At 72.0% G+C, this 12,221-nt stretch carries 11 protein-coding genes; 4 read left to right on the top strand and 7 right to left on the bottom strand.

All coding sequences use genetic code 11. The features are described from left to right. Window position 1: 1 nt before the first annotated feature. Window positions 2-556 (bottom strand): NADPH-dependent FMN reductase, encoded by a 555-nt coding sequence (locus tag HOO61_RS12610; RefSeq protein ID WP_172259071.1) that lies wholly within the window; start codon window positions 554-556, stop codon window positions 2-4. Window positions 557-627: 71 nt separating this feature from the next. Here HOO61_RS12610 and HOO61_RS12605 point away from each other — a divergent pair, with 71 nt between their 5' ends. After that, the gene (locus tag HOO61_RS12605; protein ID WP_172259070.1) at window positions 628-1,218 is read left to right on the top strand and encodes a TetR/AcrR family transcriptional regulator; all 591 of its coding nucleotides are present in this window, start codon (window positions 628-630) and stop codon (window positions 1,216-1,218) included. Between the two features lie 10 nt (window positions 1,219-1,228). On the opposite strand, the gene HOO61_RS12600 is transcribed toward HOO61_RS12605, so the two are convergent. Then, window positions 1,229-1,906 carry a DUF305 domain-containing protein gene (locus HOO61_RS12600; RefSeq protein WP_172259069.1) on the bottom strand — a complete coding sequence of 226 codons (678 nt, stop codon included), beginning with the start codon at window positions 1,904-1,906 and terminating at the stop codon, window positions 1,229-1,231. 156 nt (window positions 1,907-2,062) lie between these two features. On the opposite strand from HOO61_RS12600, the gene HOO61_RS12595 reads away from it, so the two are divergent. Then, the gene (locus HOO61_RS12595) at window positions 2,063-3,859 is read left to right on the top strand and encodes an LVIVD repeat-containing protein (RefSeq protein ID WP_216658885.1); all 1,797 of its coding nucleotides are present in this window, start codon (window positions 2,063-2,065) and stop codon (window positions 3,857-3,859) included. Window positions 3,860-3,910: 51 nt separating this feature from the next. Here the strand turns inward: HOO61_RS12595 and cimA are convergent, their stop codons facing one another. The 5 genes from cimA to HOO61_RS12570 form a co-directional block, all read right to left on the bottom strand. Next, window positions 3,911-5,491 (bottom strand): citramalate synthase, encoded by a 1,581-nt coding sequence (gene cimA / locus HOO61_RS12590; protein WP_172259068.1) that lies wholly within the window; start codon window positions 5,489-5,491, stop codon window positions 3,911-3,913. A 248-nt stretch (window positions 5,492-5,739) separates the two neighbouring features. Beyond that, window positions 5,740-6,156, bottom strand: a complete 417-nt coding sequence (locus tag HOO61_RS12585; protein WP_172259067.1) for a hypothetical protein — start codon at window positions 6,154-6,156, stop codon at window positions 5,740-5,742. A gap of 166 nt (window positions 6,157-6,322) precedes the next feature. Continuing rightward, window positions 6,323-7,354 (bottom strand): zinc metalloprotease, encoded by a 1,032-nt coding sequence (locus HOO61_RS12580; protein WP_172259066.1) that lies wholly within the window; start codon window positions 7,352-7,354, stop codon window positions 6,323-6,325. A 124-nt stretch (window positions 7,355-7,478) separates the two neighbouring features. After that, window positions 7,479-8,045, bottom strand: coding sequence for a DUF5709 domain-containing protein (locus tag HOO61_RS12575; protein ID WP_172259065.1), 567 nt, complete (start codon window positions 8,043-8,045; stop codon window positions 7,479-7,481). A gap of 71 nt (window positions 8,046-8,116) precedes the next feature. Then, on the bottom strand, window positions 8,117-9,847 hold the full coding sequence (locus HOO61_RS12570) for a serine/threonine-protein kinase (protein WP_172259064.1): 1,731 nt from the start codon (window positions 9,845-9,847) through the stop codon (window positions 8,117-8,119). Between the two features lie 88 nt (window positions 9,848-9,935). On the opposite strand from HOO61_RS12570, the gene HOO61_RS12565 reads away from it, so the two are divergent. Together HOO61_RS12565 and HOO61_RS12560 are read left to right on the top strand one after the other, a co-directional pair. Next, on the top strand, window positions 9,936-10,280 hold the full coding sequence (locus HOO61_RS12565) for a TraR/DksA C4-type zinc finger protein (protein WP_172259063.1): 345 nt from the start codon (window positions 9,936-9,938) through the stop codon (window positions 10,278-10,280). A gap of 140 nt (window positions 10,281-10,420) precedes the next feature. Further along, window positions 10,421-11,827: an HNH endonuclease signature motif containing protein gene (locus HOO61_RS12560; protein ID WP_172259062.1), complete on the top strand. Its 1,407-nt coding sequence runs from the start codon at window positions 10,421-10,423 to the stop codon at window positions 11,825-11,827. Window positions 11,828-12,221: the final 394 nt, after the last annotated feature.

Raw genomic sequence — 12,221 nt, 5'->3', positions numbered from 1 at the left:
CTCAGGCGGCGGCCTCGACCTCGTGCGCGACGAGGGCGTCGAGCGCACCGAGGAAGCGCTGCACGGCCTCCTCGTTCTCCAGCGGGTCGCCCTCGAGGGCGGGCTCGTCGACGACGATGCCCTCCACCACGACGGCGCCGGCGATGGTGGCCGAGTGGCGCGCGTGCTCGTGCGACCACTTGCCGCCGTACGGCGTGGGAGTGGCGCCGATGGCCGCGAAGGGCTTGCCGACGATGGCGCCCTGGCCGTAGGGCCGCGAGAGCCAGTCGATGGCGTTGTTGAGGACGGCGGGCATGGTGCCGTTGTACTCCGGCGTCACGGCCAGCACGCGGTCGGCACCGGCGACGGATTCGCGGAGGGCGGTGGCGGCGACCGGCGCAGCGTCCCCGTCGAGCTCCTCGTTGTAGAACGGGACGGCGTCGAGGCCCTCGACGACGTCGACGGTGACGCCCGCGGGGGCGTGGTCGCGGAGGTGCTCGGCGATGCGACGGTTGAGCGAACCGGCGCGGTAGGAGCCGAGGAGGACGGCGACACGGGTCTGCTTCTGAGTGGTCATGCACCGCTAAACGGACCGTAGTCCGCTTATATTCCGCTGCCGTCGAACTTCCTGCGACCTAGGCTGGCGCGGTGATCCACCTCCTGCCGCTTGCCGACGAGCCCGCGCCGGAGCGGGCCGACGCGGCGCGCAACCGGGAGGCGATCCTCGCAACGGCGCTGCGCCTCGTGCGGACCCGGGGGGTCGGCTGCGTGACGATGGACACGGTCGCCGCCGAGGCCGGCGTCGGGAAGGGAACCCTCTTCCGACGTTTCGAGAGCCGCGAGGGGCTGATGGCCGCGGTCCTCAACGAGTCGGAGACCGCGTGGCAGGCCAGCGTCATCTCGGGTCCGCCGCCCCTGGGGCCGGGCGCTCCTCCGCTGGACCGGCTGCTCGCCTTCGGGCACTCCCGGTTGCGGACCAACCTGACCCACGGCGAGCTCATCGCGGCCGCGGGCCGCCCCGGCGCCCGCTCGGCGGCAGCCGTCTCGTTCGCCAACATGCACGTCCGCTACCTCCTGGGCGAGCTCGGGGTCACCGGGGACCTGCTGATGCTCGCCACCGCGCTCCTCGCGCCGCTGGAGATGGTCGTGCTCGACCAGCAGGTCAACACCGAGCACATCGCGGTCGACCGGGTCGAGGCCGGGTGGGACGACCTCGTGCGCCGGGTGGTCGGCGCCTGAGCGCGACCCCTCAGCGGGCCAGCTCGGCGAGCTTGCGCTTCATGGCCGCGATCTCGACCTGCTGGTCGGAGCCGATGTGGCCGGCGAGCTGGAACACCTCGGACTCCTGCCCGCCCTCGCCCTCGGTCAGCAGCGACTCCACCATGAGCACCGCGCCCTCGTGGTGGCGGATCATGCCCAGCAGGAACAGCTGGTCGAAGCGCCGGCCGGAGGCGCGCTCGAGCCGGGTCATCTCCTGCGGGGTGAGCATCCCCGGCATCCCGTGCTCACCGTCACCGTGACCGGCATGCATGCCGGAGACGCTCTCGCCGCGGGCGGTCAGCCATCCCTCGAGCTGCTCGATCTCGGCGACCTGGGACACCTCGATGCGCTCCGCGATCGTCCTCAGGTCGGGGTCGTCGGCGCGGTCCCCGACCAAAGCCGTCATCTTCAGTGCCTGCTGGTGGTGCGGGATCATCCCCTGCACGAAGGCGACGTCGGCGGCGGTGTACGCCGGATCGTCGATGGACTCCGCCTCTTCCGGTGACAGCGTGGTGTTGGACTCCCCCGGCGCCCCCAGCTGCACCACCGGGGCGGCGTCGTCCTCGGGCTCGGCCTCGGCGGTGCATCCCGTCAGCCCGAGCGCCACGGCCAGTACGGCGAGCGCGGCGGTGGTGCGGCCCGGACGGCGGTCACGGGTCAGCGGCATGGGCTCTCCATTCACGGCGGTGTACCCACATTCTGGGTCTGGCGGACGCGGCGTGTCATCGCTACGTTGACAAGTCAACGTCATAGTAGGTCGACCACGCCGCGGACCTCCCGGACCGATCATCACGTGCCGACCTGAGCTGGGAGGGTCACCGCGATGTCTCGTCTACCCCGTCGGAGCCGGACCACGATGCGCGCCGCGGGGGTGATGGTCCTGGCCGCGGCGCTCGTGCCCGCAGCGGCGTACGCAGCGGACGACCCGCGCGAGGACCTCGCGCCGGGCTACATCCCGTGGTCAGAGGCCAGCAGCAACATCGAGCTGCTCGACAACGATCCGCGCGCCGGGGCCTTCGACTCGGACGTCACCGGCTTCAACGGCATCGGGTTCGCCAACTCGGACCTGGCGTTCAGTGGTGACAACGCGATCGTCGGCAGCTTCAACGGCTTCCAGGTCTACGACCTCTCCGACCCGACCAACCCGACGCTGCGCACGTCGTTCGTGTGCCCGGGTGGTCAGGGCGACCCGTCGGTCTACGGCGACCTGCTCTTCATCTCCGTGGAGGAGGGTCGGGGCCGCATCGACTGCGGCACCCAGGGTGCGCCCGGCGCGGTCAACCCCGAGCGCTTCCGCGGCGTGCGGATCTTCGACATCTCCGACATCGACAACCCGGTGCAGCTGCCGGGGGTGCAGACCTGCCGCGGGTCCCACACGCACACGATCGTCAGCGACCCCGACGACCCGGCCAACATCTACATCTACAACTCCGGCACGTCCGGGGTCCGCCCGGCCGCGGAGCTGGCGGGCTGCGAGAACGCCAACCCCAACAACCCCGCGCCGGTCACGTCAGGCAACCCGACCCAGTGGCGCATCGACGTCATCAAGGTCCCCCTCGCGGCACCCGAGACGGCCGCCATCGTCAGCCAGCCGCGGATCTTCACCGACCCGGCGACCGGCGCCTTCAACGGCCTGCAGAACACGGTGCCCGGCACGCTGCACCCGTCCGGGACGGCGTACTCCCCGCTGCCCAACACGAACACCTGCCACGACGTGACGGCCTTCCCCGCCAAGGAGCTGGTCGCCGGCGCCTGCCAGGGCAACGGCATCCTGCTCGACACCGAGGACCCGGTGAACCCGGTTCGCCTGGACGCGGTCGCCGACCCCAACTTCTCCTACTGGCACTCCGCGAGCTTCAACAACGACGGCACCAAGGTGATCTTCACCGACGAGTGGGGCGGCGGCACGAGCGCCCGGTGCCGCGCGACCGACAAGCCCGAGTGGGGCGCCGACGCGCTGTTCGACCTCGACGGTGACCAGATGGAGTTCGCGAGCTACTACAAGATGCCGGCCGCGCAGACCACCGCGGAGAACTGCGTCGCCCACAACTCCTCGCTGGTCCCGGTCCCCGGTCGCGACATCCTCGTCCAGGCCTGGTACCAGGGCGGCCTGTCGGTGATCGACTTCAGCGACACCGCCAACCCGGTCGAGATCGCCTACTTCGACCGCGGCCCGATCAGCACCCCGGCTAACCCGAACGGGCTCAACCTGGGCGGTCTCTGGTCGACCTACTGGTACAACGGCCAGGTCTACGGCACCGAGATCGCGCGTGGCTTCGACACCTTCGGGCTGGAGACGAGCGACATGCTGAGTGAGAACGAGCTCGACGCGGCGCGCGAGGTCGTGCTCGATGAGTTCAACGCGCAGCACCAGGAGAAGATCGTCTGGGAGCCGAGCTTCAACGTCGCCGGGGCCTACTTCGACCAGGCGGTCCGCTCGGGCGAGCTGTCCGGCGCGACGCTCGACACCGTCGAGAAGCACCTCGCCAAGGCCGAGAAGCTCGAGGGCCGGGGCGCCGCGGCGAAGGCCCAGCTGAGCAACGCCATCCGGGTCCTCGACGACTCCGGCGACCAGGGAGAGCTCAAGCAGGCGCTGAAGGACCTGCGCGGCGCCCTCTGAGCAGGTACGGCGCCACCACCCCGGCCTCGGCCGCGGTGGTGGCGCCACCCCTCAGCGGTGGTGGCGTCGCAGGCCGAAGGTGAGCCCGTCGACGAGTGCGCCCCACGACGCCTCGATCACGTTGGCGCCCACACCGACGGTGACCCAGGACGACTCGCCATCGGTGGTCTCGATGAGCACGCGCGTGATCGCGTCGGTGCCGTGCCCCTGGTCGAGGATGCGCACCTTGTAGTCGATCAGCTCGAACTTCGCCACCTCGGGGAAGGCCTGCCCGATCGCCTCCCGCAGGGCCGCGTCGAGGGCGTTCACCGGCCCGTTGCCCTCGCCGGTGACGACGTAGCGCACACCCTCCGCCCGTAGCTTCACGGTCGCCTCGGAGACGGCCTCGCCCTGCACACGGGTCTCGGTGATGACGCGCCACGACTCGACGTCGAAGTAGGACGGGCGCGTGCCCTCCACCTCCTCGGCGAGCAGCAGCTCGAAGGAGGCGTCCGCGGCCTCGAAGGTGTAGCCGCGCTGCTCGAGCTCCTTGACGCGCTCGGTGACACGCGTGACGACGTCGCGGTCCTGCGACAGGTCGTAGCCGAGCTCGCGGCCCTTCAGCTCGATCGAGGCGCGGCCGGCCATGTCGGAGACGAGCAGGCGCATGTCGTTGCCGACGACGAGCGGGTCGAGGTGCTGGTAGAGGTCCGGGTCGACCTTGATCGCGCTGGCGTGCAGGCCGGCCTTGTGCGCGAACGCCGACGTGCCGACGTACGGCTGGCGCGAGGCCGGCGGCACGTTGGTGACCTCGGCGACCGCGTGCGCGATGCGGGTGGCCTCGCGGAGCAGGCCCTGCGGCAGGACCGACCGGTCCAGCTTGAGCTCGAGGTTGGCCACCACGGTGACCAGGTCGGCGTTGCCGGTGCGCTCGCCGTAGCCGTTGATGCAGCCCTGCACGTGGGTCGCGCCGGCGGCGACGGCGGCCAGCGAGTTGGCCACGGCGCAACCGCTGTCGTTGTGGGCGTGGATGCCGACCCGGGCGCCGGTCGTCTCGACGACGTCGAGCACGACGTCGGAGACCCAGTCGGGCAGCATGCCGCCGTTGGTGTCGCACAGTGCGACCACCTCGGCGCCCGCCTCGGCAGCGGTGCGGAGGACCTCGAGCGCGTACGCCCGGTTGGCGCGGTAGCCGTCGAAGAAGTGCTCCGCGTCGAGGAAGACCGTCTGGCCCTCCTCGCGCAGGTGGCTGACGGTGTCGCGCACCATCGCGAGGTTCTCCTCCAGCGTGGTGCGCAGGGCGAGCTCGACGTGGCGGTCGTGCGACTTCGCCACGAGGGTGACCACGCCTGCCCCGGAGTCACGCAGCGCTGCCACGAGCGGGTCGTCCGCGGCGCGTACGCCGGCCCGCCGGGTCGCGCCGAACGCCGCCAGTCGCGCGTGGCGCAGGTCGAGCTCCTCACGGGCACGGCGGAAGAACTCGGTGTCCTTGGGGTTGGCGCCCGGCCAGCCGCCCTCGATGTAGCCCACCCCGAGCCCGTCGAGCTGCTTGGCGATGCTCAGCTTGTCAGCGACCGAGAGGTTGAGCCCCTCCTGCTGGGCGCCGTCGCGCAGGGTGGTGTCGTAGACGTGGAACGAGCCGTGCAGGTCCATCGGAGCGGTCTCTCGGTCGGTGCTGACATGAAAAAACCTCCTGGGGTGCAGGAGGTCGGCGCGGCGGGGAGTCCCGACGCGCTAGGCAATGATGATCGTGCTGCTGGTCACCTGTTCATGGTGCCACCGATGTCACGTGGCTGAGACCTGCGTCTCGGCATCCGGTCGGCAGGCACGCGCGTGCCCCGGGTGCCACCCCCCACGAGCGGCACCCGGGGCACGTGACGTCCCCCCGAACCCTGAGCCGGTCAGCAGCTGTAGGCGTCCGCCCCGGCGACGTACGTCTCCACCATCTGCATCGGCAGCGGCGAGCCCTCGGCGAAGTACTCCAGGCCCTTGCCGTCGGCGCCGTTGGGGTTGGTGCGACCGGTGTGCTTGGGGTCGCCGATGGTCATCTTCTCGAAGACCTTGAGGGCGACCGGCAGCCCGGCCTCGCGGAGCGCGGCGTAGCCGGCGTCGCGGGCCCCGTCGCAGTCGGCGGTGTACCCCTCGAACTCGGCGCCCATCTCGGCGGAGATGACGAACCAGTTCGACGAGGTCGGCCCGTCGAGGGTGTTCATCGGGATGAAGCAGTGGTGAGCGCTGGCGCTCGCCGCGGTGACGGCGATGGCGGCTGCGGCGCCGGCGGTGACGACGCCGAGCCGTCGGACGGTGGTGATGCCCATGGTGGTGTTCCCTTCCCCCGTGACCCCCTGTGGGCCGCGGCAGGAGCAGTCCACCGTCTCTGGCCGGCAGCGGCCACGAACAGCGACCCGCACAGTTCTCGCACAGTTGCGCGGGTGGCCGGGCGTCCCCCGCGGGGCGGTGCCCCGCGGGGGACGTCGGCTCGGGTCAGCCGATGGCGCGGTACTCCGTCCAGGCCGTCTGCATGCGGGTGGCCTGGCCCGCGGTGAACTGGGTCATGCAGGAGTCGTAGGTGTAGTCCATGAAGTTGGTGATCGGGTCGAGCCCACCGCCGGCGCAGGTGTCGCGGCCGACCGGGCACTGGAAGGCCGGCGAGGCCTCCGGCGCGGTGTCGGCGACGTAGTCACCCGGCTCGGAGCACCCGCCCTGGAACGTGTGGTAGAGCTCCAGCCAGTGGCCGACCTCGTGCGTCGCGGTGTCGCCCTCGCCGTAGACCGAGTACACGCTGGTGTCGCCGGTGTCGTTGGGCACGGTCGGCAGGCTGCGGTAGTCGATGACCACGCCGTCGCGGTACCGCGGCATCGGGTTGCCGCCGGTGGCCTCGGCGTCGAAGTCGGACGGGAACGTCGCCCAGCCGAGCAGCGACTGGCCGAGCGAGGCGGAGTAGATGTTGAGCGTCTCCGAGGTGCTGTCGCCGTAGAGCGCCTTCTTCATCGCGATCTCCTTGGAGCTGCCGCGGAAGCGCGGCTCGGCACCATTGGGGTAGATCAGGTTGAACCACTGCGGCTCGTAGGTGCGGGTGACCTCCTCGAGCTCGAAGGCGAAGCCGTGCGGTGCGTAGGCCTCGTTGAGCACCCGGATCTGCTCGGCGATGCGGGCGTCGGACAGGTCGCCGCCCTCCTGGCCGCGGTCCTTGGCGATGACGTGGAAACGCACCGGGACGGTGACGGGCTCGAACGCGGCGGCCGCCACCGCGGCGCCCGGCTTGCCCCTGGCGGAGGTGCGCGAGGTCGTGCGCGCCTTCATCGCCTTGGCGAGCGGGTCCTTGTGGACGAGGTGCAGGTCGTCGCGGGGGATGGTGCCCTCCGGCGCTTCGGCGACCTCGCCGTAGTCGATGCAGTCGGTGGACTTCTCCTTGGCCGGCGCGGCGAACGACGGCGTGGACATGCCCATCCCGAGGGCGAGTGCGGTGACCGCGACGCCGAGGCGTCGTACGGCAAGGGTGCTGACGAGGTGCATATGGGGGATCCCCTCACGTGAGTCGGTTGAGGGGACCGTAGAGCCCGCGCGGGCGGTCGGGGAAGACCCACCTTCGGGTGGACCCCGGCCCGGCGCGGTCACGCGGCCGGGCCGGGCCGCTCGATCAGCCCTGGACGCGCCCGTCGGGCTCCTCGTCGACGACCTCCGCGTCGAGCAGCCCGGGGTCACCCACCTCGGGGTCCTCGACGACGTGCACCGCGGCTTCCTCGGCACCGGCCGCGGCCCCGTCGATGCCGACGTCGGTGGCGACGAGGTCCTTCTCGGCGTCGGTGCGGACCCCCTCGTCCTCGGCCACCAGACGACCCGCGCGGTCGCCGTCGACCTCGGCGGCGTCGAGGTCGGCCTGCACGGCCTCGCCCTCGCTCGAGTCCTCGGCCACCAGCGCGGCGAGGTCGCCCCTGGCCGCCTCAGCGTCGGCGACGACGTACGGGTCGGGCTCGGGGACCTCCTGCTCGACGCGCTGGTCGAGCGACTCGCCCTGGCTCTCCTCGAGCGGGGTGTTGCCGTAGCCCTGCGCCGCGGACCACTTCTCCGGCGGCGAGTAGCCCTCGTCGAGCGGCTCGGCCAGGCCCCGGTCGTCGACGAGGCTGTCGCCCTCGCCCTGGGGCTGGTCCTCGTCGTCGACGCTGTAGCCGTGGTAGCTCTCGTTGTCGGTCGTGTCGCCGCTCATCGGTCCTCCTGCTGTCAGGTGCATGAGGAGGCTAGGTACCCCGGACCGGCCCGCCTGAACGGGGAGGTCCGTCACAACCAGCCGGGGAGGCTCACGTCGGAGAAGGGTGCGGCGTCGTACGGCGTCCAGCTGGTGCCCTGTGCCGACGCCGCGGCGCCCAGCCCGGACGCGGCGGCGGCGACCAGGAGCGTGACGATCAGCCACGGAACGCCGCGACGTGCGAGCGGGTCGACGACGCGGTGCACCGGCGAGCGCAGCCGCTCGGACCCCGGCCCCCACCAGGTCGACAGCGCGAACATCGCGCCGATCGCGGCGAGCGAGGTCGTCAGGGACAGCGACGCGGCGAAGCAGAGGAGCGCGACCGCACAGGCGATGCCGGCGCTCCACAGGAAGAGCACGAGGGTGCCGGAGAGGCCGGCCACCGCGTGCCACGGCGCGGCCAGCAGCACCTGGAGGCCGTCGTACCACCTCGCACCGCGACGGTCGCGGCGGCTGCCCGCGGACGCCGCGGCCATCGAGCCGCTGCGCAGCAGCCACACGAGGACCAGGAGGACGGCGAGCGCGACGTAGGGGGCCACGGTGATCGCGCCGGCGACGACGCCGCCCGCGGCGAGGAGAGTGAGCGTGCGGCGCAGCCGCTGGCCGGCGGGGACGTGTGGTCGGACGTGGGGGCCGTAGTCGGTGACGGCCTCGACCGATCCGTCCGGGAGCACGCGGGTCTGCCGGTGCGGGAGCGTCCCGGCGTCACCCCACCCGACGGTGTCGTCGTGGTCGTCGTGGTCGTCGTGGTGTGTCTGGTCCCAGTCGTGGGACCAGTGCACCGGTTCGGCCTCGGGCCGTGCGTACGACGGTGCGGTGGGCGGAGCGACCGGCTGCGCGAGCGCAGCGGCACTGCCGACGCGGGTGGGGGCCTCGAGGTCCTGTCGTACGCCGGCGACGTAAGGCAGCGTGACGGGTGCGGCCGTGCGGTCGTCACGCTCCTCGTGCTCGGGCGACCCGAGGTCCTCGAGCCAGTCGCGCACCTCCTCGAGCGAGGGCCGGTCCGCGGGCTTCGGTGCGAGTGCCTCCTCGACGAGCTCGCGCACGTCGGGGTCGAGGCCGGCGAGGTCGTGCTCGCCGCGGCGGACGCGGTCCATGACGGCCACGGACGGCCCGCGGCCGAACGGGGCGCGGCCGGTGCCGGCGTACGCCACCGTGGCGGCCCAGGCGTGCACGTCGGAGGCGGCGGTGGCGTCGTCGCCGTAGAGGATCTCGGGGGCGAGGTAGCCGGGCGTGCCGAGGAGCCAGCCGTTCATCGTGATGCGGGAGTCCTCGGCGACGCGGGCGAGGCCGAAGTCGATGAGGATGGGCGTGCGGCCCTCCATGATCACGTTGGACGGCTTCACGTCGCGGTGCAGGACGCCGACGGAGTGGACCGCCTCGAGCGCCTCGGCGAGGCAGTCGGCGAACCACAGCAGATCGGCGCCCCCGAGCGGCCCCTCCTCCTGCACGTGGTCGTGGAGGGAGAGGCCGGGCACGTAGCGCGTCGCGACGAAGGGGATCTCGCCGAACGGGTCGGCGTCGACGATCTCGGCGATGCGACGGCTGCGGATGCGGCTCAGCGAGCTCACCTCGCGCGCCAGCCGGCGCCGTGCCTCGTCGTCGCCGACGACGTGAGGGCGCAGGACCTTGATCGCCACCGGACGCTCCCCGGGCCGCTGCCCGAGGTGCACCACGCCCATGCCGCCCTCGCCGAGGCGGGCACGCAGCGCGTAGCCGCCGACGGTCAGCCCGGGCGGCGGCGCCTTCGGGGACGTCGTCACGGCACGAGGATACGGCGGGAGGCCCGGTGCACCCCGATCCCGGCACGCCCGGCGGGGCGTCGTCGGACCTCTGGGCGACCATGGGGTGGTGGACGACGTACGACAGCGGCTGCAGCACGAGCGCGAGCAGACGCTCGAGCGCCTGGCGAGCCTGACGGGCGACCACGAGTCCATCGTGGCGGCGTCCCTCGACACCAACGCCGACGACGAGCACGACCCCGAGGGCGCGACGATCGCCTTCGAGAGGTCACAGATCGGCGCGCTCGTGCGCCAGGTGCGCCACCACCTCGCCGAGCTCGACGCCGCCCTCGCCCGGGTCGATGCCGGCACCTACGGCGCCTGCGAGGCCTGCGGGTCCGCGATCGGGGAGGCTCGCCTCGAAGCGCTGCCGGCGGCGCGCACGTGCATCACGTGTGCGTCCCGGCGGTCGTGAGCCGGCGCGGGGCGGAAGGGAGGCCACCCGGGCCCTCAACGTCTCAACCTTGATGGGGTCCCCGAACTCGCCGAGGAGAGTGGCCAGCAACCGTCCACAGTCATGGCCGAGTGTCAACAGTGACCGATATAATCGAACACATGAGCGAAGCGCTGGCAGTCCGGGTGACAGGTGAGGTGGACGACCTCACCGCCTCCGGCCTGCTGGCGCTCGCGCGGGACCGGAAGGCGGCCGAGGAGCGCGCCGCCGCCGACCTTCTCGAGGTGGCGGCCCGGTGGGCGGACCTGCACCCGCCGGAGTCGATCCACCACGCCGCCTCCTTCTCCGTGCCGGCGGCGGGGTGGGAGCACGAGGAGCCCATCGCGGGCGAGGGATGCCCGCTAGTGGCGGAGTTCTGCGTGGCCGAGCTCGGCGGCGTCCTCGGTGTCTCGACGGTCGCGGCGAAGAAGCTCATCGGCCACGCCCTCGAGCTGCGCCACCGGCTGCCGCGGCTGTGGGCCCAGGTCCACGCCGGTCGGGTGCCGGCGTGGAAGGCCCGAGCGGTCGCCGAGACCACCATCCACTCCAGCCCCGCGCTCACGAAGGAGGCGGCCGGGTTCGTCGACGCGCAAGTCGCCGCCGTCGCCGGCCGGGTCGGTCCCGCCCAGCTCGACCGGCTCGTCGCCGAAGCCATCAGACTCTGCGACCTCGCTGAGGCTGACCGGACCGCCGATCCCGAGGACGGCTACCTCTACGTCGACCCGCGCCACGTCACCGTCGACACCCGGGACGTGCACTACGCCGGCACCATGCGGGTGGAGGCCGAGCTCGGCATCGCCGACGCCCTCGACCTCGACCGCGCGCTCACGCAGGGCGCGGCGCAGCGGAAGGCGTTGGGGTCCACCGACACGTTGGACGTGCGCCGATCGCAGGCCCTCGGCGACCTCGCCCGCACCCAGACCGCACTCGATCTTGCAGGAGTCGGCGCTGACCCTCAGCGGTTGCCGGCCGCGCGGGAGGTTGTGCTCCACGCCCACTTCGACGCCGGCTTCTCCGGCGACACCACCGTGTTCGGTCCCACCGGACGCCTGGAGAAGGGCCAACGGCTGCTGCTGCTCGAGCAGGTGAAGTCGTGGTGCGCCGACACGCGCACCAAGGTCACCATCAAGCCCGTCATCGACCTCAACACCGCGCTCCACACCGACGCCTACCAGGTCCCGGACCGGATCCGCGAACAGGTCGTCCTTCGCGACCGCACGTGCGTGTTCCCGCACTGCACCCGCCCCGCCCGGCGAGCAGACGTCGACCACGTCATCCCCCATGACCCCGGCGCCGAAGCAGAATGCAGGCCCCAGCCCGGCCCCACGCAGACCGACAACCTCGCCGCCCTTTGCCGCGGCCACCACCGGCTCAAGACCCACTCGGCCTGGCGCTACGCGATGGTCGCACCCGGGGTGTTCGAGTGGACCAGCCCGCACGCGTACCGCTACCGACGCGACAACACCGGCACCACCGCACTCGACCCCCCGGATGCTCCGCCCGGCATTCCCCGACCCCGTCGACCATGACCCCGCCCCGAACCCCCTGAGGAGCACCACGCAGGGGGCGAGAGGCATGTCCTGGTCCAACCCGCCGGCACTCAGGCCAGTGCACCGTCGCATGTCGTCTTCGCGCGCGTTCGCAGGTAGATACGGGTGGTACCTCATCGGCCTGTTCCAGACTGGCCTCGCCGCGATGTTCCTCCGCGCTTGGGAGGGACAACAGGATGGATGGACAGCATCAGCCTGCAACTCTCCGACCTTGACCACGTCGTCGTCACCCGCAATGGCGGGGTCGTCGTGCTCGACTCGAAGTCCGCACCGAAGTGACGGCCACCCCGGTTGTCGACATGACCCGTGCAGCAGCACGGGTCCGAGCCCGCGCACAGGCATTGGACCGCACTGTGCTGAAGTCGGAGCCCGG

The organism is Nocardioides sp. zg-1230, assembly GCF_013155335.1.
Lineage (GTDB): Bacteria > Actinomycetota > Actinomycetes > Propionibacteriales > Nocardioidaceae > Nocardioides.
Note: the sequence above shows the minus strand (reverse complement) of the source record. Positions and strands in the feature narration are given on the sequence as shown.

Excerpts from the sequence above, each read along its gene's own strand:
- HOO61_RS12585 (WP_172259067.1), bottom strand. The coding sequence starts at position 6,156 with ATGGGCATCACCACCGTCCGACGGCTCGGCGTCGTCACCGCCGGCGCC.
- HOO61_RS12560 (WP_172259062.1), top strand. The coding sequence starts at position 10,421 with ATGAGCGAAGCGCTGGCAGTCCGGGTGACAGGTGAGGTGGACGACCTC.
- cimA (WP_172259068.1), bottom strand. The coding sequence starts at position 5,491 with ATGGACCTGCACGGCTCGTTCCACGTCTACGACACCACCCTGCGCGAC.
- HOO61_RS12600 (WP_172259069.1), bottom strand. The coding sequence starts at position 1,906 with ATGCCGCTGACCCGTGACCGCCGTCCGGGCCGCACCACCGCCGCGCTC.
- HOO61_RS12575 (WP_172259065.1), bottom strand. The coding sequence starts at position 8,045 with ATGAGCGGCGACACGACCGACAACGAGAGCTACCACGGCTACAGCGTC.
- HOO61_RS12610 (WP_172259071.1), bottom strand. The coding sequence starts at position 556 with ATGACCACTCAGAAGCAGACCCGTGTCGCCGTCCTCCTCGGCTCCTAC.
- HOO61_RS12580 (WP_172259066.1), bottom strand. The coding sequence starts at position 7,354 with ATGCACCTCGTCAGCACCCTTGCCGTACGACGCCTCGGCGTCGCGGTC.
- HOO61_RS12595 (WP_216658885.1), top strand. The coding sequence starts at position 2,063 with ATGTCTCGTCTACCCCGTCGGAGCCGGACCACGATGCGCGCCGCGGGG.